The following is a 22,554-nucleotide window of genomic DNA, read 5'->3' as shown; positions in this document are numbered from 1 at the left end:
GGACTGCCAAGAGCAGTCCGTTCCTCGTCTACATAAAGGAGGAGAACTAATTGCAAACATTAATAGGAAAAACTGCGCTCATCACTGGAGCCGGAAGAGGGATCGGACGTGCAACAGCCATCGCTTTTGCTAATGAAGGTATCCATGTTGGCCTGATAGGAAAAACCCGTTCAAACCTTGAAAAAACAGCAGCAGAATTGAAAAAATATGGCGTAAAAGTATCGATTGCAGAAGCTGACGTTTCGCATGGCAATGCTGTTGATCAGGCTGTAAAAAGCATTGTAGAGGAGCTCAACTCCATCGATATTTTAATCAATAATGCCGGGATCGCTAAATTTGGCGGATTCCTTGAACTTTCTCCTGAAGAGTGGAAAAATATCGTAGACGTAAATTTAATGGGCGTTTACAACGTTACAAGAGCAGTTCTGCCGGGAATGATCGAAAGAAAAGCAGGCGATATCATTAATATTTCGTCATCAGCAGGGCAAAAAGGTGCACCTATAACAAGTGCGTACAGTGCTTCTAAATTTGCAGTATTAGGACTAACCGAATCCCTTATGCTTGAAGTAAGAAAACATAATATTCGTGTCAGTGCCCTAACACCAAGTACGGTGGCTACAGATTTGGCCATTGATACAAATCTGACGGACGGCAACCCGGAAAAAGTGATGCAGCCTGAAGATATGGCCGAATTCATGGTCTCCCAGCTGAAATTAAACCCACGCATTTTTATTAAAAACGCAGGCATGTGGTCTACAAATCCATAAAGATGATAAATAGCGGTTCCTGCTCATGAGGAAAAAAGGGCAGGAACCGCTCTTTATTGTAAATGAAGGGTAAAAAACCTCTCAAAGGGTATAGGATTTTATACTAATTTTAGGAGGTTGCTTATGAAGGCCGTTACTTTTCAGCTTTGTCGCCTCTACACCGTTCATATTAGGCATCCTCACATCAAGAAGCGCGATGTCCACTCCATTCCATTTACAATAGTCGAACGCTTCCTGGCCGTCATTAACTGTGGCAAGCACGTCAAAATCCCCATACGTGCTCAAAATAATTTTCATCCCTTCCCGAATAAAGGAATTGTCATCCGCGATGATAATTTTTATTTTCATTTTATTCAGCAGATTACGTTCCGCTGCTCACATCCTTCTGTTTGAACTTTCTTCTTTCTTTTAATTGGCTCTATTTTACTAAAAATCCCCTTCACGGTGAAAAAAAGAGCCCATCCGAATGGACAAGCCCCTTTCTGCTACATTTCGTTGATCAGGTTATTGTTTGAGAATATCTCATTTTCTCCAAATATCGTTTATAAGCCGCCTTCACCGCCATGATGACGGAAGGAGTGGAAGGGGTGTAATAATAATCTTCTATTCTCTGAATGAGTCCGTCAATCCCCTGTGCTAAATTATAATTGACGATGACTCTTCTCAGAAAATCGCGAGCTAGTTCCGTAGCAAACGTAAATTCGGCATTAACGATTTCATTGGTTTCCATGTTGATCTCCAGGACGATGCCTGATGTCTTGCAGACTTCAAACATATAGTTTGCCTGCGGTGCTTTCGCATACCCTGTTACGAGCACAGTCTTCATCCCCATTAATTCACCCATTTTTGCCAGACCCCTCTTTATCTGTGATTTGTTTTTACTGCTACAACAAACCCTATGTGCTATCTTACGGGGTTTACTTGAAAAATATATATGTACCCAAAATAAAAAATTCCATTTGACTTAGAGTCAGCTCTAAGTTGTAAGCTTGATGAAAGCAGAAGAAAGGGATGATGGACGATGTATACGATCAGTGAGGCTGCCCGAGACACAGGAATCAGTGCCTATACGCTGCGATACTATGAAAAAATGGGTTTGCTCCCGGCACCCGGAAGAAGGAATGGACACAAGCGGCTGTATTCAACAAAAGATATTGCATTCATCAAGTTTTTAAAAAGCCTGAAAGGTACGGGCATGCCCCTGGAAGAGATAAAAGAGTTTGTACAGGATGGCTGTATATGGGACAGTATGGAAGAAGATCCGGATTACAAACCCGCTCCCACACTGACGAAAAGAGTGGACATCCTGGAAAAACATTTAAGAAACATGGAAGATAAAAAACGAGAACTACAAGCCATCATGGAAATCACCCGGGAAAAGCTTCAAACGTACCACACGTTATTGAAAGAGGAAGAAACGAGATGAAGAATCTATCCGTTTATCTCATGCTCCTCGGTTTTGCGGTGTTTACCGGAGCCACGTTTAATCTTGGCAAATATGCAGTGGGTTATTTTGCTCCGGCCTCAGCTGCCGCCTGGCGCTTTGGCATTGCGGCACTCGTGATTTTCCTGATTTGAAAGCAACGATATCTCAGAATGCTGCTGCCTTCATCGCTCTCGGCCTCATCGGGGTGTTCGGGTTCAACGCTTTGTTCTTCACCGGACTGAAATATACGTCATCGATCAATGGGGCGCTTATCATGAGTACAAACCCGATCTTGACGTCGTTTTTAGCACTGTTCCTGCTAAAAGAAAAACTGACCAAACAGCGCATGGCCGGCATTTTGTTCGACTTCATCGGTGTCGTTTTAGTCATCACCCAAGGTTCCTGGGCAACGTTATTGAGCTTGTCTTTTCCAAAGGAGATCTTATCATCCTTGGCGGAAACCTCTGCTGGGCAAGCTACGGAGTATTTAGCCGGAAATGGGTGAAAGGCAGTTCTTCTCTTGAAACAACGGCATATCCCATGCTGATCGGTGCCGCCGCATTAATTGCTATCTCCTTATTTACAGGCACTTCAGCAGAAAATGCATCTCATCCGCCTGGAGCCTGGGGAGCCATCCTATTCATGGCTTTATGTACGACGGTTCTCGGTTATTTATGGTGGAATGTTGGCATCAAAAAAATCGGCGCCGGCAAAACCTCTTTATTTTTTAACCTTGTTCCTGTCGTTACGATGATCATCTCGGCTATGACAGGAGCAGCCGTCACTGCTTCTCAGCTGTTCGGAGTGGTCTTTGTGATCTTAGGTGTACTGACGGCATCAGGAGTTCTTTCTCTTCCTCCTTCAAAACCGTTCCCATCAAAGATGGAACAGCGAAATCACAATAAAAAGGCTGTCCGCCCTGACTGGCGGACAGCTTTAATGCTTTCTTCTTTTTTTCACAAATAGGATGACAAACAGCAGCAGCCCGATAGCAAGGAGGGCGTACATGATGTTGGAATAGATGTCCATGAACTGAACGACCTGTTCCCAGTTGCGGCCGAATGCTGCTCCGACATAAACGAGAATCGTGTTCCACACGAGCGTGCCGATCGTCGTAAACAGAAGGAACAGACTGAATCTCATACCCGACATTCCCGCCGGAATAGAAATGAGGCTTCGGATGAGTGGAACAAGACGACAAAGAAGCACGGCCCAGTATCCATATTTATCAAACCAGGAATCTGCTCTATAGATATCTTCTCTTTTTAACCGTAAAACTTTTCCCCAGCGGTCCACGATTTTTTCCAATCTGGGAACATCAAGAAAGGTGCCCACTTTGAAAAGAACAGCAGCTCCAAAAACGGAGCCTGCAGTCGCTGCCAGGATGACTCCCCAGATCGAAAGACTGGAGAAAGATGTCATCATGCCGCTGAACGTCAGAATGACCTCAGAGGGGATGGGCGGAAAAATATTTTCAAGGGCAATCATAAAAAAGACGCCGATATAGCCAAACTGCTCAATAATGTCTGTAATCCAATTCTGCATGTAAACCTCCTGAAACAAGCATTCCACCATTTACTACGAAATAAAACCTTTTTGGTTTCATCCAAAGAAGTTTTTATTAATCGATCAGATGGACGATCTTCTTGTTTCTCCATGACAGCCGGTAATAAAGGCTGCCGGATAACCAACCCAGATTCCTCTGATTTCAAGGCTCGTGTATTGAGAAAGATAATAGGCGGTTGGCACTTCGACGAGCCAGATCGGAAGGATACTGAACAGCCAAAGAACCGTTCCGCTCGCTCTATCGTTGCGTTCAAGATGGCCGAATGGCCCATGATGACATAGATCCACAGCGTGATCATCAACAGACTGTGAGCCATATCCACAGTTCCCTCCGCTCGTGGAGCTTCCTGAACCAATTCCGATCATAAAAGAAATGAGCAGGAAGAACAGTGGAAAGAAAGCAGAGATGGCAGCCACACTGTCCACCCCGAGCCATCTGCCGATAAGGAACATCCCGGCCACCTGCCCGATCGACTGCATGATATTGCTGAAAAACAGCGGGACAAGAAACAAAAGCATCGGTTTCATTACAGTCGTCTGTGCAGGGTTTCCTTCAGCATTTTATTCGCATTCATTGCGCTTTCTCCTTATTGTAACCGCGGCTCCCAAACGGCTTAAGCTCCTGCAGCCATTTGTCTTCCAATTTCTCAAGCGCTTTTTTCTCATTAAAGTAAACACTCTCTTTCTTCTCTAAAACCTCCAGCACTTCAAATTCAAAGGCGTCTTTACCAAATTTCTGCCAATCTTCCTGAAGTAGTTTGTTCATGCTGGTGCCTTGGTCCAGCGCAAATCTTTTCCCGTTGAGTGTTTTTAAATTCCGAGTGCTTCCTATGAAGATTTTATGGTTAGCGGTATTCCTGATCTGGTAGACACCGGCTTCAATTTTCGTTTGCATGTACTGTTGTTTTAATTCTTTTTTCCTGTCCAAGGTACTTTCCTTCTCTCGTTTATTTTTTCAGCCAGTACGCACTTCCATCGGCTTTTCGATCCAGAAATCCATAAGCGATCATGTATCTTCTCAAAGTTACGTAATCATGATAGACCGTCTTTAATATTTCATTGACCTCTTTTTCGGTGTACGTTTTCTCAGCGGCAAATAAAGAGGAGATTTCCCGGATCACAATAAGCTTTTGTTTTTGCTTTGAGGGAAATGTTTTGAGTGCCATCGTTCCGTCAATAAAGTATTTTTTGACCATCTTCTCCTTCTCCTCCTTCGTCACATTGTAACGTTCATCGATCATGGTTGCCGTCTGATGAGGTGTGATCATCGGAGGAGCGTGCTGATCTTTTTCTTTCAGCAATTCCATCATCGTCAGCAGCATTTTTGCCTGGCGTTCCTTTTCTTTCAGTACGAAACGGTGATTCCTGATGGTTGACGTGCTGCCGACCTCCATCTCCTGTTTGATTTCCACATCGCTTTTCCCTTCATAAAAAAGGCGCAGAAGCCGGTTTTGATGATCCGTTAAGCCGGTGAGTTTCTTGTTCAATCCGACCAGATATTGAAAAACGGAACCGTGCTCACGGCCAATATGAAGAATCATATATTTTTCCGCTTCGTACAAGACGTTATTTTCAGGATAGATGATGCCTTTTTCAATGGTGTTCCCGCATAAAAGACACACAAACTCCTGCCCATCCTCTTTATATCCTTTTTTCAAATCCTCCAACGGAGCTTCCCAAAACAAATCCGAAATCGACATATACCAAACATCCCCTATAAATGTTTATTCATTTACAAACATAATATTATTTCGTTTGTAAATTGTCAATAATTCCTATGTAAAAAAAATTTAAAACAAAAAACCTTCCGGAAACATGTTTCCAGAAGGTTTTTTCACTTACCAAACAAACAATCCGACCAGCATCGCACTCAGCAGTGATACAGCCATTCCGCTGACGAGCATCTTCCAGACGTTCTTGCCGATGACCGTAGATTTTTCGTCTCCTAAAACGGAGTTGTACGTTCCATAGATCATACCGACTGTGCTGAAGTTCGCAAACGATGTCAGGAATGTGGTCGCCACGGCGATCGTATGCGGAGGCAAGTTTTTAATCTCATTTTTCAAGTCCATCATCGCCACAAATTCATTGGTCGCCAGTTTGATTCCCATCAATTTTGCGACATACATCGCATCATGAACCGGGAGCCCAAGCAAAAAGGCAAAAGGACTAAAGATGAACGAGAAGATTTTTTGGATAGTCAATCCGTTGATAAAGAATCCAAGGATGCCGTTCAACGCGGACGTCAGTGCCACGTAGCCGATAACCATCGCGAGAATGACAATGACCATGCGAATCCCGACAAGCATACTGTTAGAAATCGTTGAAAAGAAATCCTTCTTCTCTTCCTTTGGCGGGACGTAAACGACATCTTCCTCTTTTGACACATGCACAGGATGCAGGATACTCGCCAGGAGCAAGGCATTCAAACAGTTGAGAGGAATCGCAGCAAATACATAGGTTGCCGGCACCATCGTCAAATATGCTCCGATAATAGAGCCGCTGATACTGCTCATGCTCATCAGGCCGAAAGTGAGCAGCCTGTGCTGTTTCAGTACGACCAGCTGCTGACGGATAACGGCAAGTGCTTCTGTATTGCCAAGGAACATCATCTGAATCGAGAAAAAGCTCTCCAGCTTCGGCAGCCCCGATATCTTTGAGATGACCCAACCGACTTTATCGATGATCCATGTTAAGATTCCAAAATAAGAAAGAATGTCAAAGAACGTAACGACGAAAATAATAGGAAGCAGTGCACTAAAGAAAAAATCGATGTTCTTATTGGCCATCACGGAAGGAAACACAAAGGCCGTTCCGTCGTTTGCGCATTCAATGAGCCAAGAAAAAAATGCGGCAAACTGATCAATAATACTGGTGCCGATCTTTGTCCCTAGCATAAACCAGGTGATCAGCAATTCAACGGCAAATAGGATTCCGATGGATTTCCATCTTACCTTTTTTCGATCCGGAGAACATAAATAGACAACGCCCACCACAACTAGCACACCTAACAGATTCATCAAAAAATACAAATCTAACCACTCCCGCTGTATGTTTTTTCCGTATATAAAATGCCCTTATTTCCCTGCTTTCAGCCATCGGACCAGAAAGCATGAAAATAAGAGCATACACGTTCGTTCATTACAGCAGAGCACTATCGCAAAATGACCGACTTTGCTCAGTGTTGAGCGAGACTCTCGTTGGTTTCACACTTCCTTGTAGTCCGGCATTTGACGGCTGCCAGGTAGAGACTATCAGACCGATGGATTGAACTGATACTATACAAGGATACTATTTTAGTTTAAGGAATAAAGGTCATTTTAATATATTTACATGCTTTTTACAACGAAGCGGTGAAAAGTTATATTTTAAAAATAATTTGGAATTAATGAAAAACAATCGTCTTATTTTCGTGAACAATCACCCGGTCTTGCAGATGCCAATTTACCGCTCGTGCAAGTACACTTCGCTCAACGGAACGGCCGATTCTTTTCAAATCCTCGGCATTATGATGGTGACTGACCCGCTCCACTCCCTGTTCAATGATCGGACCTTCATCCAGATCATTGGTCACATAATGAGAAGTCGCACCGATCAGCTTTACTCCCCTTGCGTACGCACGTTCATACGGCTTCGCACCGATAAACGCCGGCAAGAAAGAATGATGAATATTGATGATCCGGTTCGGGTGCTGCGATACGAAGTCTGGCGTCAGAATCTGCATGTAACGGGCGAGAATGATCAGTTCGATTTGATTCTCTTCCAAAAGCTGCAGCTGTTTCTTTTCCACTTCTTTACGGATATCCTTATTCGCCGGTATGTAATAGTACGGAATACCGAGCGATTCGACGAACGTTCTGGAATCTTCATGATTGCTGATCACGAGCGCGATTTCCGCGTCAAGTTCCCCGCTCTGGTACTCCCATAAAAGCTCAAGCAGACAGTGCGGTTCTTTTGAAACAAAGACCGCCGTCTTTTTTAGCTGGGACGCCAGCGAGAGGCGCCAGTCCATTTCGAAGTTTTCAGCAATGGCGGCAAAAGCCTCTTTCAGGTTTGAAGCGTTTTCCTCCAAACCTTCATATTCAAACTCAATACGCATAAAAAATGTGCCGCCCTCCGGATCTGTGGAATGTTGATTCGATTCCACAATGTTCGCTCCCTGGCTGTATAAAAATTGTGACACCGCCGCCACAATCCCCGGCTGGTCGGCACAGCTGATCAGCAGCCTTCCTTTGTTTTTGTTTTGTACTGAATGATTCTTTTGCATGCTCTCTATTCTCCTCTTCCTATTTAGTATCTGAGTATACTGGATTATCAAGAAAAAGGGAAATGATGCGAGGGGATTAGTCTTCGAAGGTGAGGTGGTAGGTTCTGCCTCTTTGGTTTCCCTCAGTCTCTGTTGAAATAGATTGAAGGATCCGACAGGCCAAAGTATTTGATTGTATCTATAGGAAAGTACAAAAAAAGCGGGCCTGCCCCAATCGGCAGACCCGCTCATCGTTCATGAATTATTCGGCTGTTTCTTTCTTTTTTCCACGTTTCAGCTTCATCAAAAACTCGTATACGACTGGCACGATGACAAGTGTCAACAGGGTTGAACTTGTAAGGCCACCAATTACCGTCACTCCGAGACCTTTGGAGATCAAGCCGCCGCCTTCAAAGCCGAGCGCAAGCGGGATTAGAGCTCCAATGGTTGCCAGAGCGGTCATGAGGATCGGACGCAAACGGGTTGCTCCTGCTTCGAGCAGTGAATCACGTGTAGAGAGGCCTTCGTTCTCTTTATGGATCACGCGGTCAATGAGCACGATCGCATTCGTTACAACGATACCGATCAGCATGAGGGCACCAATCATTGCAGAGATGCTAATACTTTCACCGGAAATATAAAGTGCAGCCAGTGCGCCGATCAAAGTAAACGGCAATGAGAACAAGATAGCGAATGGGGCCAATGCTCCGCCGAATGTTACGACGAGTACAAAATAAACGATTGCAACCGCAGCAAGCATCGCAAGACCGAGCTGGCTGAAGGACTCATTGATATCCTCGGTCACTCCGCCCATCTTCACGTCTACACCGTTCGGAAGATCAAGCTTATCGATTTCCTTCTTCACGTCTGCCGATACTTTGTTTACATTTTTGCTGGTGACGTCGCCGCTTACACTCGCATAGATCTTATCGTTTTTGCGCGTTACTGTGTCTGCGGTTTCCCCTTTTTTCACTTTCGCTACGTCACTGATCGCAACTTCTTTTCCAGTCGCGGACTCAAGCTTTTTATCAGTCAGGTCGTTTATGTCTTTGTATATGCTTTTGTCTGCTTTGACATAGACGTTAATTTCCTTGCCGTCTTTTTTCAGAGTGGTCAACGCTGATTTGTCGCCAGATTCATTCAGTTCCATGCCAATTTGGCCGGCTGTCATTCCAAGCTTGCTCAGCTTCTTCTGGTCTGCGTCAATAGTGTACTCCTGGTACGATTTGGACAGGCTGGAGTCCACATTTCTCAAGGCGTTATTATCATCCATGATGTTCTGGATCTTCTCAGCTACGGGCTTGATGTCCTTGATGCTGTTTCCATAGACTTGAACATCCAGCTTGTTGCTTCCGCCTGTTGCCCCGAAGTCCTGTGCCTTCCATTCCCCTATGTCCGCTGTTTTCTGCAGATCATCAATGACACGCTTCTGTTCTTTTTCAAAGTTCGGAGTATCTTTGTCGTATTCCATAAAGAACATTGCCTGGTTGCTCGCTGCCGGATTCATCGGATTTTCTCCGCCAACGGAATACTGGATCGTCTTCACATGTTTACGGTCGATCAGTAATTTTTCAGCTTTTAGAGATGCTTTTTCCACATCTTTTCTCGTCTGTCCTGGTTCTGGGTTAAACGTTGCGATGACCATTTTCTGATCATCGGACGGCAGGAAGCTCACGCCGATCTTCGGAACCAGGAACAAACTTCCAGCAAGAAGAAGAATGGCCAGGCTGAATGTAACAATTTTATGGTTGAGCGACCAGTTCAGCACTCTATTATAAAAGCCTGCAAGTGCACCTGGTTTATCGTGTTCAACTTCCTTCTTGTTCGTTAATCCTTTTTTAAACAAGGAATCGGCAAAAGCCGGAACGACTGTGATGGCCACGATCAATGATGCGACAAGGGCAAAAACAATCGTTAATGCGAACGGCAGGAAGAGTTCTCCGACCGGTCCTTTAACGAGACCGAGCGGCAAGAATACCGCGATGGTCACAATCGTCGAGGACATGATCGGGATGAACATCTCACGGGTCGCGGATGTGATCAGTTCCTTGCCTTTGACTTTCTCGCCTTTCAGTGACATCCGGCGGTAGATGTTCTCGATAACAACGATGGAATCGTCGACTACCCGGCCAATGGCTACTGTCATCGCACCAAGCGTCATAATGTTGAGCGTTATATCCATCTGCTTCAGCGCCAGGATGGCCATTAACAAGGATAACGGAATCGAGATGACTGCAATTACCGTTGAACGGAAATTCCGTAAGAAAAGCAGGATGATAATTACAGCGAACACGCCTCCGATCAATGCTTTGTTCAGCATCGTGCTGACTGATTCTTTGATCGGTGTTGCCTGGTCAAACACGTTTACCGTTGTTAATCCACGGTGATCTTTTTTAATCTGTTTCAATTCTTTATTTACATCGTCTGCTACGTTTACCGTGTTGGAATCCGCAGACTTAACAATCTGAATACCAATCGATTCTTGTCCATTCGTTCTGGAGATCGATTCTGCTTTGCCTACCGTTCTGATCGACGCGATATCTTTTAATTTAACCGTAGGAAGCTCTGTGGCCTGTGCCTGTTGCGGCGCAGAACCAGCTGCTGAAGCTCCTTGTTGTCCAGCACCGGCTGTGCCTCCAGCTTGTGCTGCGCTTTGTCCAGCTTTACCGGCAGGGGCTCCAGGAGTGTTTCCTGCTTGCTGCTGTGCATTGCCAGCTCCTGCTCCTGAAGCAGGGGGAGAAGCTGCTGGAATCTCAAGGTTCTTCAGTTCCTTGATCGTTGTGATCTTACCGTCGACTACGACAGATTTTTCTTTGTCATTAAAATTGTACAAACCGAGCGGCATGGAAGAATTGGCACCCTGAATGAACTGCTCAACAGTGTCCTCTGTCAGCCCTTTTTCCTTTAATTTCTCTTGCTTGAAGTCTAATTCAACTTCCTCCACGTTCTGGCCGGCAACCTGAACGGAGGAAACTCCTTCCACACCTTCAATTCTCGGTACAACATCATCTTCTACTGCCTTGGTCAGGTCTTTAAGAGATTTATTTTTATCTGAAACACTTAGAGATAAAATCGGGAATTCGTTGAAGCTCTGACGGGATACTTTTGGATCATCGACTGAATCAGGAAGACTGATGTTTGCAAGGGCTTCTTGCACTTCTTCCTTGGCTTTTTCCATGTCTTTGTCGAAGTTGTATTCGATTTGGACAGAAGAGATATTTTGATACGAAGAGGAACTTACGGAATCTACGCCCGATAAATTCTTTACCTTCTGTTCAATCGGCACGGTCACCTTGTCCGCTACCTCTTCCGGCGTAGCACCAGGATAAACCGCGGATACGGTGACGACCGGTGTGTTGATATTCGGCATCGTTTCCAATTTCATATTTAGACCAGAATACAAGCCGGCTGCAACAACAAGCAGCGTTAAAAGCCATACGGCAAATTTATTCTTCAGACAGAATCTGATGATTGAACTCATTTCTTTCTGCTCCCTCCAAACATATGACTGACCAGTCGGATTGTATTATGATATAAATGAATGGTCATAATAGATATAAATATAATGGACCTTTTCCCGGAATGCAAGGATAAATATCAGCAGCAATTGACGAAAAATTATGTACTTAGGATAATAGAATCAGACATTAACTTGGAGGTAAGGAATGAAACAAAGAAAGATTAAAATTATTGAATCGGCCATTGCCCTTTTTGCGGAAAGAGGCTTTCATTCAACATCCATTCAGGACATTACGGACCATGCCGGGATCTCAAAAGGGGCTTTTTATAATTATTTTTCATCCAAAGAAGAATTGATGATTGCCCTCTTTCACTATTACAACGATAAAATCACCCAAAAAATATCAGAGATCGGAGAACAGGATCTGCCTCCGCGTGAGACCATTAAACGGCAAATGATCGCGTTGTTTACCACTTTTACCGAGCATAAAAATTTTATCATCATGCATTTTCGGGAACAGAATTCGACCATCAATGAAGAAATGCGGAAGCATATGCTGAAAACGCAATATAAATCGATGAAATGGCTGGAAGATAACTTAATTTCCCTGTATGGAGAAGAAATCACCCCACATTTGGGAGATCTGATTTTAATGGCTCAAGGGTTGCAAAACACGTACATTCGCATCTTTATTTTCGATCATGGGCTCCTTCAGCCGGAAGCATTAGCCGAATTCCTGCTTCAAAGGCTTGATGACATCGTTGCCGGTCTTCAGAAATCGAAAGATATAATGATCTCCATGAAGAATTTAGAAAACCTGTTTTCACGCCTTCATATGCATACGGAACAGTCTCTTCAGGATACCATTCATCAGAAGCTTTTAAACATGGGCAAAACGATGGACAAGCTTCCCCTGCCCGCTGAAAAAAGGGAAGAACTGAAAAGCGTGATCGAATTTTTGCTGAGTGAGAATGAAAAAACAGACCCGAATAAGATGGTGTTCCAGGGCATGATAGCCAACTTAAAAGGGGTAAAGGAACTGGAGAACGACAGGAAAGACATTGCAAGGATCATGGGAATAGAGCTTCTTTAATTCCAAACCAAAGGGCTGCACTGGTAAAAGCTCAGCATTTTTTAACTTGAAAGGAGCCTCCGAGTGACACAACAACAATTTATCTATACGTTATAACTGATTCCGCGATTAGCACATGGCCTCTGAATTTTTCCCTTACAGAATTGCATTGTTGAATGAGAACTTTCTAAAGTTGAATCATGGTATAACAAAAAGACCTGCCGAATACGGCAGGTCTCATCAATGGCTGAAATCATCGCCTTGATGTCCTAAATTGAGCATTGCCCTTGATTTTTTTGAAAAGCAGCGTTATATTAGTTGACGTATCAAATATTGAGGTGTCAAATATTATTTCTTTCATCATTTTTTGAATTCGAAAGAGGAGATTTAACATGGATCATTCATGTGCGAGAACCCATATCGCCTATATATTAAGAGAACTTCACAATCAAATCAGTCCGAAGTTTGAGAGATGTACCGGTATCAGCCAATCTCGCCTCGAACTTCTTCAGCATTTATATGAGATGAAAGAAATCAGCCAGTCCTCACTGCAAAAAGCAGTGAACATTGATCCTGCGGCTGTTACCCGACATTTAAAGCAGCTTGAAGCCTCCGGCAAGGTATCAAGGCGTAAAAACCCGAAGGATAACAGGGAAACCCTGGTCGCTCTTACGGATCAGGGCCGCAATGAAATCCTTTCCTATCGAAAAGAAAGAGATCAGTTCGTCTCGAATCTTCTGAAGGGCTTTAAAGAGGAAGAACTGCCTGTCCTTGTTGACATGCTTGAACGTATGCAGCGCAATGCTGATCAAATTGAGGGTTAACCTTCGGACATCTTAGAAAAACAACATTAGAAAGAGGAGAGTTTGCTCATGTATACAACACTGATGAATAACTATAACGAGATCTTAACTGGACGCCGTTCTATTCGGTATTACGATCCATCCGTTAAGATCAGCAAAGAAGAAATGACTGAAATTCTTTCCAAAGCAACATTGGCACCTTCTTCTGTCAACATGCAGCCTTGGCGTTTCCTCGTCATCGAGAGTGATGAAGCGAAAGAAACATTATTGCCTCTTGCACGTTTCAATCAGTCCCAAGTGGAAACTTCTGCTGCCATGATCGCTGTATTTGGCGATTTAAACAACTTTGACAACGGAGAAGAAATCTACAGCAAAGCCGTGGAACTTGGGTTTATGCCTCAAGATGTAAAAGAAAAGATGATGGCTAAACTCAGTGGATATTTCTCCACTTTGGATCCTGAGGATAATAAAAATAATGTATTGATCGACGGCGGACTTGTTTCAATGAATCTAATGCTGGCTGCCCGTGCCCATGGCTATGACACTTGCCCAATCGGCGGTTTTGAAAAGGATAAAATTGCCGAAGCGTTCGGAATGGATAAAGACCGCTACGTTCCTGTTATGCTGATTTCTATCGGAAAAGCAGCCAATCCTGGCTATCCTTCCGTACGATTGCCTGTTGAAAAAGTAGCAGAATGGAAATAAATTGTTAATAACGAAGGGATGAAATCAAAAATGATTATTATTCATGCAAGAAATTTTGTGAATCCAGAAAAAGAAGAGGCATTTGTACAAGAAATTCAGGGGCTGATTTCAGCTTCCAGAGCGGAAAGCGGAAATATGGCATACGACCTGTTCAAAGATACGGAAGAAGAACATGCCTACATGATGGTTGAAGTGTGGGAAGACTTAGAGGCAGTGGATGCTCACAATAAGAGCAAACATTTTACTTCTTTTGTTGCCAAGGCGAGTGATTATCTCAGACGTCCGATGGAGCTTAAAGTTTTTAATGGTAAACAGATCAAATAATAAAAAAACATGGGCATTTGTTAGCCCATGTTTTTTTATGGTGATGTAAGACCACGACAGCTAGTTAAATCGTGCCGTTCTGTAAAATAAAATCCTTATATAATTAAGCCAAAAGATTGGGCGCTTGGAAAAAGAAATCGAAGACTTAAAGAAAAGCTGTATGCTCTTAATCGTTTTCTTCGTTCACCCATACGATGGAATTTACTTTTCCTGGTTGGCCGCTTTTCTACAAATTTATTTAGGCAAATCTAGTTGCCACGAAACTCCGAACCGGTCATTAAGCCAGCCAAATTTTGTACTGAAGCCATAATCGTCTAATGGCATAAGTGCTTGTCCGTCTTCAATGAGTTTCTGATAAAGATGGCCAATCTCCTCTTCAGAATCACAAGCAACATAGATTGAGAACGAAGGGGTAAAGGAAAACTCATGCTTCACATTACTGTCGATGCACATAAATTCTTGCCCTTTTAAGGAAAAGGAAGCCTTCATGACAGTTCCTTCGTCTCCGTTTTCATTGGCACCGTATCGGACAATACTCGTAATTTCTGAATCCTCAATCAGTGATGTGTAATAATTCATCGCTTCTTCTGCCTTGCCGTTTTGGAACATTAAGAATGGTGTAATCTTCCCCATTATAAACCGACTCCTTAGCATACGATTTGTTTTTTAATCATCGAGCCTCATTATATTCAACCACATGAATAACTATTATTTAATCATTTTTTCAAGATCAACATAGCCTGTTCTAAAAGACAGCCGCCAATGAGATGGCGGATAGGCAAAATTTTATGTTGAAATATCTGTTAGTTGAAGATCCTACTTACAGTTAACTATATTGTTCGTTATTATTGCGGGACCTAATGTTTGAGTATTCGAATTAGAAGGCCGTACCTGAATGTCAGCATTCTTCATTTCAGCAGAAATGAAATCGAATCTTCCAGCCCAAGTCGGACTATCCGTTTCCCGGGTAGGATAAAGCCTAAACCTCCAGCTGATTTCTTCTGGTATTGACGCATACCCCTCATAACTATCGTAATTGCCGTAAGAGGATGGTTCAGGGATGTGAACTGCGAGAATACTTATATTTGTTCTGCTGATCTTCGATGGGGGCAGCTGAACTTTATACATCAATGCTGCACCCTTGGCATTGATCAATTTATTATCAACTGGTTCTAAAATTAAACCGCACGGCATTGAAATCGCATTGGCGTGTGTTGGATAAATACTATAAGCAGCCATGAGAAAAATAACCAAAACAAATTGTTTCATAAGGCACTCCTTACAACTTCTTTTCGTTAATTCCCCCTTCCTCCGCCAAATTATGATGAATCACCAGAAACCGGCGCTCCAGCTGAAAGCAAAAAATCAGTCAAGAAATTGAATACGTCTCTTTCAAAAACCTTACGGATTGACTGATTAACGTTTTTAAAACATCAACATCAATATCGGCCATTTTATTTATGTACACACACGCTTTACCTGTGGTATGTTTCCCAAAGTCCTTTAACAATTCCTCCCGTTTCGTGTCCCCCGTGGCAAAATACAAACTGATTTTTGCTTTGCGGGGTGAAAAGCCAACTAACGGCGCATCGCCTTCATGACCGGATTCATATTTATAATGATATGAACCAAATCCAATGATACTGGGCCCCCACATCTTTGCTTCATAACCGGTTGTTTCAGTAAAAATATCTAATAACTTATATGCGTCTTCACGTTTTTTAGGGCTTTCCACATTTTCAATGAACTCAACAACACTTCTGTCGGTCTCTTTTGTTTTTTGTTCGTACATCATTTGATCTCTCCTTTTCTTTAAAATGGGGTTAATTCTCACTAAAACTTCTCTATCTAAAGCCATTTTCCTTTGATAGATCATCAGGTTTATCGCTTCGTAAATTGCAGAGTTTAAACGCTTTATATCCATCCCTTTTTCATATAAGCAATTGATTATATATTAATTAGAGAAAGTGCCAAGAGTTCCCCCTTGGCACTTTCCTTTTACTCTCCCGTTTTAGCAAACGTTGCGATGCGAGCCCCGATTTCATCCCGTACACGTTGGAAGAACTTCCACTTTTCTTCTTCTGTTCCCTGAGCTTTCGCTGGATCGTCAAATCCCCAGTGATCACGTTTCACATGAGGTGGTGTCATTGGGCATTTGTCTGCTGCGTCCCCGCAAAGAGTAACGACGAGGTCTGCATTGTTCAAGATTTCTGGATCAATGATATCAGAAGTCTGCTTTGAGATATCGATGCCTGCTTCTTTCATCGCTTTTACCGCATTTGGGTTAAGACCATGAGCTTCGATTCCAGCACTTTTCACGTCCCATTCGTCACCTAAATGCTTCTTTGCCCATCCCTCAGCCATTTGGCTTCTGCAAGAGTTTCCAGTACATAAGAAGTAAATTGTTTTTATGGCCATTGTGAAACACTCCTTTAAAGAATTAATGAATAGTGGTTAACCAAATATAGAGGCCCGTTAGGGTAATGAATAACGTCGGTACTGTCAAGACGATTCCCACTTTGAAGTAATAACCCCAAGAGATCTTGACGCCTTTTGTGTTTAAGACATGCAGCCAAAGCAATGTCGCCAATGAACCGATTGGTGTCAGCTTTGGTCCTAAGTCCGATCCAATGACGTTCGCATAAATCAAGGCTTCTCTCATGGCTCCTGTCGTGTGGGTGTCAGAGATTGCTAATGCGTCAATCATGACGGTCGGCATGTTATTCATAACCGACGAAATTATCGCAGCGATAAAGCCCATACCGATGGTTCCGATAAACAATCCATGATGTGTCACAGATTGAATGAGATCCGCTAAGAGATTGGTCAATCCTACGTTACGCAGTCCGTACACGACCACATACATCCCGATCGAGAAGAATACGACGGCCCACGGTGCCCCTTTGAGGACGGTTTTCGTTTGAACGGCTGAGCTTTTTCTTGCCGTTTGCAAGAAAACAATCGCAATCACTCCAGCGATAACCGAAACAGGTACTGAGAAGAATTCCCCCACAAAGTAACCCACAAGTAACGCTGCCAATACAAACCAAGACGATTTAAACATCTTCCGATCTTTGATGGCATCCACTGGCCTCTTTAACTGGTTGACGTCATAGGTGTTTGGAATGCTTTTTCTAAAGTAAAGATACAACACCAAAATACTCGCCAGTAAGCTAAAGATATTTGGAATAATCATTCGGCTGGCATAGGTCGAAAAACTAATGCCGAAAAAGTCAGCCGAAACGATGTTTACCAGGTTACTGACCACGAGCGGTAACGATGTAGTATCAGCGATGAATCCACTGGCCATGATGAACGGCAGGATCATCTTGTGTTCGAATTTCAAATTTCGAACCATGGCCAGAACAATTGGCGTTAAAATTAACGCTGCTCCATCGTTGGCGAAAAAAGCGGCAACGACTGCTCCGAGCACCGTCACCAGCAAGAACATCTTTATGCCGTTCCCTTTGGCAAAGCTAGCCATATGAAGGGCGGCCCATTCAAAAAATCCGATCTCATCTAAAATGAGTGAAATAATAATAACAGCAACAAAGGCAAGGGTTGCATTCCAAACAATGCCTGTTACGGCGATCACATCCTGGAAGGAGACCACTTGAAAGATAAGAGCAAGAATCGCTCCTCCACATGCACTCCATCCGATGTTAAGGCCTCTCGGCTGCCAGATCACAAGCGTCAGTGTGACTAAGAAGATGATGCTGGCAATAATGACTGACCCCACAGAACTGATACCTCCTACTTAATCACAAGAAATTCGCTTTCCCTGTGTTTCTAATTCTTCAATACGATAACGTTGACTCGGTACGCCCTGAATGACTTGTAGGACGTACGGATGATACGGATAGGAGGAGTTGAGTGAATAATAAATCCACTGCCCCTTTCTACGCTCTTTCACCAAACCGCTGTCCCTTAGTTTCCGTAAATGCTGGCTAACAGCAGGCTGACTCATTTCAAAGAGATCGACAAATTCACACACGCAGCATTCGTTTTCTGAGAGAATCTTTACCATGGCTAATCTCGTTTTATCGCCTAATAGCTTTAAAATGCTCGCTGCGGTCTCTAATTCCATTGTTTGATTGAATATCATCGATAAACACCTCCTAACAACATCTTTTTACTCCATCATTGTATAAGTATATTCTTATGTGTGCAATAATAAACTTTGTTCACCCTCAATCTGGGATCTTCAACAAACGGACCTTCTAGTTGATTAGGAAAAGAAGCTGCCAAAATCCAGTCCATGTTTGTAACTTCTTTTGTATCTTTATGTGTGAATTATCCACCTTCTGTAATAGGTTAAAATTCATTTGCCCATACAACAGACACGAGATAAACATACACTGAATGATACTTGTGGCCAGATGAGAAAGGAGAATTCACCTTTGACAAAATACCGGATCATGACCTTTGATGGAGGCGGCACTTTAGGTGCTTTAAGTTTACAGCTTTTGAACAGACTGGTTCAGCAAAACCCAAAATTAATTAGAAACACCCACGTTTTCGCCGGAAATTCAATCGGTTCATTCACTGCCCTTGCGTTAGCAAGTGGAAGATCGCCGAAAGAGATATTCCAGTATTTTAAGGAAAAAATCCTGCCGGCATTCAGCGTTTCCCGGCCAGGTGGACCTGTTTTTAACCAGCAATTGCCCTATTCTGGTTTCATTAATGCGGTACGAACCTTTTTTCCATCAGATCTTCGTCTCAAAAACTTAAAAAAACGAATAGTAGTCCCTGCATTTCAATTATATTCACCGGAGCTGAATCGTTGGACTCCTGTGCTATTTCACAACTTTCCCGGGTCTCCCTATTTAGATGAAAAAGCGAGTGATGTCATACTGCGGAGCAGTGGTGCTCCCGCGAATCAACGAGCCTATCAAAACTACGTGGATGGATATGTAGTAGCAGCTAACCCCAGTACAGCCAGTATTTCGTTTGCAGTGGGTAAAGCCAAAGTGCCATTGGATCAAATTGCGGTATTATCCATTGGAACAGGAGAAGCCCCCACTCGGTTAAAAAGAGATACGCACGGGTGGGGAATGGTGAGTGCAGATAACATACGCCCCGAAAATCTGAAGGACCTTCCTCCAAACTGGGGAGTCCTTTTGGACCGATCGCCCAATGAACCCTTACTGCCATTTCTTTCGATTGTCGGCAGTGGATCCGGTTACTATGAGACCATGGTCAGTTCTAACCTTCTGGGAAACCGTTTTTTCCGGTTAAATCCACGGATCCCTAACTTGTCCTATACGGACCCTTCTGTGGTTCCCACTGCCATTGAAATTGCGAACAAAACCAATTTACAGCCTGCCGTTCAATTTTTAGGGAAAAATTGGGGCTGATTGTCCGGATCGGCGCGTATTTGATCCGAAAAATTCTTTCCTAAAATGATTGGGTGATTTTCTGAAAAAGAATCATCTTTCCAAAGATAATGATCTGTATCAATCCACTTATATTTTCATTTTCACTCATATATTTTGCTAAAGTGCCTTTGCCAGTTCCTGAGCCACCAATGATTTGGATTTTAACCTAAATTCCACCGTATGATGAACAGCGATAAAGAGGGACAAAAAGAACTAACCCTAAAAAAAGACCCTCCTATTCAGAGGGTCTCTCTTTATTCGTCTCAACAGCAAGAACTGTTTTTAATTTCAATCTTTTGGGTCTGCGGTGCACAACATGCTGAATCTTCGGTTTGCATGCTCTCTACATCACTCTTCGTGTAAAAGAATTCCCATTCATTCCCGTTCGGGTCCGTCACCCAAAATTTGTCCTGAGTGGCGTAGCAGCAAGAAACATCCATTTCTTCTCGAGCAAAGAACCCTAACTTCTCTAAGCGGTCCTTGTGTTTTAGCACCTCTTCCACGTTTTCCACTTGGAAACCGAAATGACCAACCTGATTACCAGAGACTTCGTTTTTAAGGTTTAACGTAAAGTTAAGGCGTGGATCCTCGAGTAAGAACTTTGCATAGTCATCTTTCACTTTTACAGGTTCAGAATCAAATACTTGAGAGTAAAACTCAATAGATCTTTCTAAGTCCGTGACATTAATACCTACATGCATTTTCATCATAAAACCTCCATCTACGTTTATTTATGCTGCATGTGTTGCATCTTTGGATTCTTCCTTAACTTCCTTGATCTCGACCTTACAGCATCATTCTGTGCTTTTAGAACTCTTGCCCGTTAATTTCTTAAACAAGTTTATTTCACTTCCTCCTTTATTAATCAATTTTTTTTGATTTAACCACAGTATATTAGCAGTTTTTGCTAATAGCAATATTTTTTATCAAAAAAATTTGATTTTTTCATCAAAAATTTTTGATTAATCAGTTGACAGATGAAAATATTGGATATACTATATGTACATCAAGAAAGTTTGATATTCAATCGAGGTGAATGACGTGCAAAAAGAAATCCCACTTACTGCCGTTTCCAGTGAAAAGGCAGTAGATCCTTCAAATGATAAAGAATTTGAGCTGTATGAAAGCAAGTTCAAAGCGCTGGCCGACAAAAAGCGGTTACAGATTATGAACATCCTTACCCAAAAAGGAAGCATGTGTGTTTGTGATCTTGCTCCAATGATGAACATGACGCAATCAAAATTATCGTATCACTTAAAGATCTTATGGGATGCCAACATCCTTACCAAAGAAACGAGAGGCACTTGGAGCTACTACGACATCAACACTGAAGAAATCAATCATTTGTTGTCCCACGAGCTCTGTTGCATCTTTAAACCGAGCTGTTGTTAAATTTTTCGTTAATTAATCAATTTTTTTTGATTAATATATCAAGATAATTTGATCAATTCAAAGGAGGAAGTTGTATGTTTCATGAGTATGCGGTTTACCAATGGATGAAAGCTCGTCAGGAAAAGGTCGAAAGGGACACACGCAACGCTTGGATGCATCAGCAGGTTCTAAAAAGTAAAAGTGAAACAAGAAACAAGGGTCTAACCGCATCGCCTGTGGAAGCATGCTGCAGCTGTGCGTGCTCATAAGGAAGTATAAAAGATTTGGATTGAGTCATTAACATCATTTGTTGCCGTCGCTTTAGAATAAAAAGACCGCTTAGGAAAACCTAAGCGGTCTTTGCTTGATGATCATGCTGCATGAATAATATCCAAAACTCAAACCTTAAGCATAATTTGTCTAACAAAAAACTAAAGCATAAAAATAAAAAAACCACCAAATATATGTATTGGTGGAGACGGTGGGAGTCGAACCCACGTCCAAAGATAACGGCACTTAAGCTTCTACGAGTATAGTCGATACATTGGCATTTCGCAGCTCCATTTGCCTACCGACAGGCGTTTGAAGCGCTAGCCTGATTGTGCTCTTCCTTCGTCCTCAGGCGGAGGACAGCCGGCGTAGCCCACTAAGAGTGAGACCCTTACCCTACCACATGGGCGATGGAGGGAGGATCAGCTAAAGTGCTATTACGCAGCTAAAGCTAGGTTGTTGTTAGTTTTGCCAGTTATAGGCGTTGGCGTTTTAACGAGGCCGACCCCCTCGACTCGCAACTTAAGCTCGAACTACCCCTGTCGAATCCGTAACGTCCCCATGGAATGTCCCGGGGTGAATCTACGGGAAAAGTTAAAGCTGCTGCAGTGTATTCAATTGTCAGCAACAATGCCATTATAGCATTTTTACGGTGCTTATTCAACCGGACAAGCTCTCCAGTTTATGCCTTTTGGCGGTCTCTGAAGGCCCGTTCGATCTCGCGTTTCGCGTCTTTCTTCTTCAAATCTTGGCGTTTGTCATAGTTCTTCTTACCTTTCGCGAGGCCGATCAGAACTTTGGCGAAGCCGTTCTTTAAATAAAGCTTCAATGGAACGATGGAATACCCTTGCTCTTTTGTTGAACCGAGCAGACGGTTGATCTCTTTCCGATGAAGAAGCAGCTTGCGCGTTCTCAGCGGATCATGGTTGTATCGGTTGCCTTGTTCATACGGGCTGACGTGCATGTTGTGAAGAAACAACTCCCCATTTTGCACGCGGGCGAATGAATCCTTTAGATTGATCCGGCCAGCTCGAATGGCTTTAATTTCTGTTCCCTGGAGGACGATTCCAGCCTCAAAGGTTTCTTCTATATGATAATCATGCCGCGCTTTTTTATTTTGTGCGACAAGTTTTCCTTCTCCTTTTGGCATATGTTCCTGACCTCCC

The 22,554-nt window shown here is 43.1% G+C and carries 24 protein-coding genes, 1 other RNA gene, 3 pseudogenes and 1 riboswitch; of the genes and pseudogenes, 10 read left to right on the top strand and 18 right to left on the bottom strand.

The features are described from left to right. Window positions 1–50: 50 nt before the first annotated feature. Complete coding sequence (locus tag QYF49_RS04010) at window positions 51–767, top strand: 3-ketoacyl-ACP reductase (protein WP_290398322.1); 717 nt, start codon at window positions 51–53, stop codon at window positions 765–767. Window positions 768–911: 144 nt separating this feature from the next. Here the strand turns inward: QYF49_RS04010 and QYF49_RS04005 are convergent. After that, window positions 912–1,115: pseudogene (locus tag QYF49_RS04005) on the bottom strand (response regulator transcription factor); the annotation flags it as partial. A gap of 151 nt (window positions 1,116–1,266) precedes the next feature. Then, the gene (locus tag QYF49_RS04000) at window positions 1,267–1,611 is read right to left on the bottom strand and encodes a DUF3870 domain-containing protein (protein ID WP_290398321.1); all 345 of its coding nucleotides are present in this window, start codon (window positions 1,609–1,611) and stop codon (window positions 1,267–1,269) included. A 177-nt stretch (window positions 1,612–1,788) separates the two neighbouring features. Here QYF49_RS04000 and QYF49_RS03995 point away from each other — a divergent pair, with 177 nt between their 5' ends. Both QYF49_RS03995 and QYF49_RS03990 read left to right on the top strand, forming a co-directional pair. Continuing rightward, window positions 1,789–2,193, top strand: coding sequence for a MerR family transcriptional regulator (locus tag QYF49_RS03995; RefSeq protein WP_290398320.1), 405 nt, complete (start codon window positions 1,789–1,791; stop codon window positions 2,191–2,193). Beyond that, window positions 2,190–3,051: pseudogene (locus QYF49_RS03990) on the top strand (DMT family transporter); the annotation flags it as partial. The gene QYF49_RS03995 and the pseudogene QYF49_RS03990, both read left to right, overlap by 4 nt. Window positions 3,052–3,129: 78 nt before the next feature. On the opposite strand, the gene QYF49_RS03985 reads toward QYF49_RS03990, so the two are convergent. The 7 genes and pseudogenes from QYF49_RS03985 to QYF49_RS03955 form a co-directional block, all read right to left on the bottom strand. Further along, window positions 3,130–3,738: a DedA family protein gene (locus QYF49_RS03985; protein ID WP_290398319.1), complete on the bottom strand. Its 609-nt coding sequence runs from the start codon at window positions 3,736–3,738 to the stop codon at window positions 3,130–3,132. Between the two features lie 330 nt (window positions 3,739–4,068). After that, a pseudogene (locus tag QYF49_RS25635) lies at window positions 4,069–4,287 on the bottom strand (MATE family efflux transporter); the annotation flags it as partial. Between the two features lie 43 nt (window positions 4,288–4,330). Continuing rightward, window positions 4,331–4,687: a GIY-YIG nuclease family protein gene (locus tag QYF49_RS03975; RefSeq protein WP_290398318.1), complete on the bottom strand. Its 357-nt coding sequence runs from the start codon at window positions 4,685–4,687 to the stop codon at window positions 4,331–4,333. 19 nt (window positions 4,688–4,706) lie between these two features. Then, a complete protein-coding gene (locus QYF49_RS03970; RefSeq protein ID WP_290398317.1) occupies window positions 4,707–5,459 on the bottom strand; it encodes a DUF2087 domain-containing protein in 753 nt (250 codons plus the stop codon). 138 nt (window positions 5,460–5,597) lie between these two features. After that, window positions 5,598–6,791: a nucleoside transporter C-terminal domain-containing protein gene (locus QYF49_RS03965; RefSeq protein ID WP_290398316.1), complete on the bottom strand. Its 1,194-nt coding sequence runs from the start codon at window positions 6,789–6,791 to the stop codon at window positions 5,598–5,600. A gap of 167 nt (window positions 6,792–6,958) precedes the next feature. Beyond that, window positions 6,959–7,065, bottom strand: a riboswitch (purine riboswitch). A 79-nt stretch (window positions 7,066–7,144) separates the two neighbouring features. Further along, entirely contained in the window at window positions 7,145–8,026 is an 882-nt protein-coding gene (gene purU / locus QYF49_RS03960; RefSeq protein ID WP_290398315.1) for a formyltetrahydrofolate deformylase, read from the bottom strand. A 241-nt stretch (window positions 8,027–8,267) separates the two neighbouring features. Further along, on the bottom strand, window positions 8,268–11,486 hold the full coding sequence (locus QYF49_RS03955) for an efflux RND transporter permease subunit (protein ID WP_290398314.1): 3,219 nt from the start codon (window positions 11,484–11,486) through the stop codon (window positions 8,268–8,270). Window positions 11,487–11,670: 184 nt separating this feature from the next. On the opposite strand from QYF49_RS03955, the gene QYF49_RS03950 reads away from it, so the two are divergent. The 4 genes from QYF49_RS03950 (at window position 11,671) to QYF49_RS03935 (ending at window position 14,369) form a co-directional block, all read left to right on the top strand. After that, the gene (locus QYF49_RS03950; RefSeq protein WP_290398313.1) at window positions 11,671–12,558 is read left to right on the top strand and encodes a TetR/AcrR family transcriptional regulator; all 888 of its coding nucleotides are present in this window, start codon (window positions 11,671–11,673) and stop codon (window positions 12,556–12,558) included. A gap of 371 nt (window positions 12,559–12,929) precedes the next feature. Further along, a complete protein-coding gene (locus QYF49_RS03945) occupies window positions 12,930–13,361 on the top strand; it encodes a MarR family winged helix-turn-helix transcriptional regulator (protein ID WP_290398312.1) in 432 nt (143 codons plus the stop codon). A 48-nt stretch (window positions 13,362–13,409) separates the two neighbouring features. Further along, the gene (locus QYF49_RS03940) at window positions 13,410–14,045 is read left to right on the top strand and encodes a nitroreductase family protein (protein WP_290398311.1); all 636 of its coding nucleotides are present in this window, start codon (window positions 13,410–13,412) and stop codon (window positions 14,043–14,045) included. Window positions 14,046–14,075: 30 nt separating this feature from the next. Further along, entirely contained in the window at window positions 14,076–14,369 is a 294-nt protein-coding gene (locus QYF49_RS03935; RefSeq protein WP_290398310.1) for a putative quinol monooxygenase, read from the top strand. A gap of 234 nt (window positions 14,370–14,603) precedes the next feature. Here QYF49_RS03935 and QYF49_RS03930 read toward each other — a convergent pair whose 3' ends face one another. The 6 genes from QYF49_RS03930 to QYF49_RS03905 all read right to left on the bottom strand — a co-directional run bounded on the left by QYF49_RS03930 (window position 14,604) and on the right by QYF49_RS03905 (window position 18,474). Continuing rightward, a complete protein-coding gene (locus QYF49_RS03930; RefSeq protein ID WP_290398309.1) occupies window positions 14,604–15,002 on the bottom strand; it encodes a VOC family protein in 399 nt (132 codons plus the stop codon). 183 nt (window positions 15,003–15,185) lie between these two features. Further along, window positions 15,186–15,638, bottom strand: coding sequence for a YoqH family protein (locus QYF49_RS03925; RefSeq protein ID WP_290398308.1), 453 nt, complete (start codon window positions 15,636–15,638; stop codon window positions 15,186–15,188). A 100-nt stretch (window positions 15,639–15,738) separates the two neighbouring features. After that, on the bottom strand, window positions 15,739–16,161 hold the full coding sequence (locus tag QYF49_RS03920) for a DUF1801 domain-containing protein (protein WP_290399042.1): 423 nt from the start codon (window positions 16,159–16,161) through the stop codon (window positions 15,739–15,741). A gap of 206 nt (window positions 16,162–16,367) precedes the next feature. Then, window positions 16,368–16,787, bottom strand: a complete 420-nt coding sequence (arsC, locus tag QYF49_RS03915; protein WP_290398307.1) for an arsenate reductase (thioredoxin) — start codon at window positions 16,785–16,787, stop codon at window positions 16,368–16,370. Window positions 16,788–16,809: 22 nt separating this feature from the next. After that, on the bottom strand, window positions 16,810–18,108 hold the full coding sequence (locus QYF49_RS03910) for an arsenic transporter (RefSeq protein WP_290398306.1): 1,299 nt from the start codon (window positions 18,106–18,108) through the stop codon (window positions 16,810–16,812). Window positions 18,109–18,126: 18 nt separating this feature from the next. Further along, a complete protein-coding gene (locus tag QYF49_RS03905) occupies window positions 18,127–18,474 on the bottom strand; it encodes an ArsR/SmtB family transcription factor (RefSeq protein ID WP_290398305.1) in 348 nt (115 codons plus the stop codon). Between the two features lie 295 nt (window positions 18,475–18,769). Here QYF49_RS03905 and QYF49_RS03900 point away from each other — a divergent pair, with 295 nt between their 5' ends. Next, window positions 18,770–19,726: a patatin-like phospholipase family protein gene (locus QYF49_RS03900; RefSeq protein WP_290398304.1), complete on the top strand. Its 957-nt coding sequence runs from the start codon at window positions 18,770–18,772 to the stop codon at window positions 19,724–19,726. Window positions 19,727–20,010: 284 nt separating this feature from the next. On the opposite strand, the gene QYF49_RS03895 is transcribed toward QYF49_RS03900, so the two are convergent. Further along, window positions 20,011–20,457: an ArsI/CadI family heavy metal resistance metalloenzyme gene (locus QYF49_RS03895; protein ID WP_290398303.1), complete on the bottom strand. Its 447-nt coding sequence runs from the start codon at window positions 20,455–20,457 to the stop codon at window positions 20,011–20,013. Between the two features lie 343 nt (window positions 20,458–20,800). Here QYF49_RS03895 and QYF49_RS03890 point away from each other — a divergent pair, with 343 nt between their 5' ends. Continuing rightward, the gene (locus QYF49_RS03890) at window positions 20,801–21,139 is read left to right on the top strand and encodes an ArsR/SmtB family transcription factor (RefSeq protein WP_290399041.1); all 339 of its coding nucleotides are present in this window, start codon (window positions 20,801–20,803) and stop codon (window positions 21,137–21,139) included. A 74-nt stretch (window positions 21,140–21,213) separates the two neighbouring features. Then, window positions 21,214–21,387, top strand: a complete 174-nt coding sequence (locus QYF49_RS03885) for a hypothetical protein (protein WP_290398302.1) — start codon at window positions 21,214–21,216, stop codon at window positions 21,385–21,387. A 201-nt stretch (window positions 21,388–21,588) separates the two neighbouring features. Here the strand turns inward: QYF49_RS03885 and ssrA are convergent. Both ssrA and smpB read right to left on the bottom strand, forming a co-directional pair. Next, window positions 21,589–21,949: a transfer-messenger RNA gene (ssrA, locus tag QYF49_RS03880) on the bottom strand. 121 nt (window positions 21,950–22,070) lie between these two features. Continuing rightward, window positions 22,071–22,538, bottom strand: coding sequence for an SsrA-binding protein SmpB (gene smpB / locus QYF49_RS03875; protein ID WP_290398301.1), 468 nt, complete (start codon window positions 22,536–22,538; stop codon window positions 22,071–22,073). Window positions 22,539–22,554 lie beyond the last annotated feature (16 nt).

It is taken from the genome of Fictibacillus terranigra (assembly GCF_030412265.1).
Classification (GTDB): Bacteria; Bacillota; Bacilli; order Bacillales; family Fictibacillaceae; genus Fictibacillus_C; species Fictibacillus_C terrinigri.
Note: the sequence above shows the minus strand (reverse complement) of the source record. Positions and strands in the feature narration are given on the sequence as shown.

Coding starts and splice junctions, on each gene's coding strand:
- QYF49_RS03970 (WP_290398317.1), bottom strand. CDS start 5,459: ATGTCGATTTCGGATTTGTTTTGGGAAGCTCCGTTGGAGGATTTGAAA.
- smpB (WP_290398301.1), bottom strand. CDS start 22,538: ATGCCAAAAGGAGAAGGAAAACTTGTCGCACAAAATAAAAAAGCGCGG.
- QYF49_RS03920 (WP_290399042.1), bottom strand. CDS start 16,161: ATGTACGAACAAAAAACAAAAGAGACCGACAGAAGTGTTGTTGAGTTC.
- QYF49_RS03925 (WP_290398308.1), bottom strand. CDS start 15,638: ATGAAACAATTTGTTTTGGTTATTTTTCTCATGGCTGCTTATAGTATT.
- QYF49_RS03885 (WP_290398302.1), top strand. CDS start 21,214: ATGTTTCATGAGTATGCGGTTTACCAATGGATGAAAGCTCGTCAGGAA.
- QYF49_RS03985 (WP_290398319.1), bottom strand. CDS start 3,738: ATGCAGAATTGGATTACAGACATTATTGAGCAGTTTGGCTATATCGGC.
- QYF49_RS03895 (WP_290398303.1), bottom strand. CDS start 20,457: ATGATGAAAATGCATGTAGGTATTAATGTCACGGACTTAGAAAGATCT.
- QYF49_RS03940 (WP_290398311.1), top strand. CDS start 13,410: ATGTATACAACACTGATGAATAACTATAACGAGATCTTAACTGGACGC.
- QYF49_RS03955 (WP_290398314.1), bottom strand. CDS start 11,486: ATGAGTTCAATCATCAGATTCTGTCTGAAGAATAAATTTGCCGTATGG.
- arsC (WP_290398307.1), bottom strand. CDS start 16,787: ATGGCCATAAAAACAATTTACTTCTTATGTACTGGAAACTCTTGCAGA.
- QYF49_RS03935 (WP_290398310.1), top strand. CDS start 14,076: ATGATTATTATTCATGCAAGAAATTTTGTGAATCCAGAAAAAGAAGAG.
- QYF49_RS03995 (WP_290398320.1), top strand. CDS start 1,789: ATGTATACGATCAGTGAGGCTGCCCGAGACACAGGAATCAGTGCCTAT.
- purU (WP_290398315.1), bottom strand. CDS start 8,026: ATGCAAAAGAATCATTCAGTACAAAACAAAAACAAAGGAAGGCTGCTG.
- QYF49_RS03950 (WP_290398313.1), top strand. CDS start 11,671: ATGAAACAAAGAAAGATTAAAATTATTGAATCGGCCATTGCCCTTTTT.
- QYF49_RS03930 (WP_290398309.1), bottom strand. CDS start 15,002: ATGGGGAAGATTACACCATTCTTAATGTTCCAAAACGGCAAGGCAGAA.
- QYF49_RS03905 (WP_290398305.1), bottom strand. CDS start 18,474: ATGATATTCAATCAAACAATGGAATTAGAGACCGCAGCGAGCATTTTA.
- QYF49_RS03945 (WP_290398312.1), top strand. CDS start 12,930: ATGGATCATTCATGTGCGAGAACCCATATCGCCTATATATTAAGAGAA.
- QYF49_RS04000 (WP_290398321.1), bottom strand. CDS start 1,611: ATGGGTGAATTAATGGGGATGAAGACTGTGCTCGTAACAGGGTATGCG.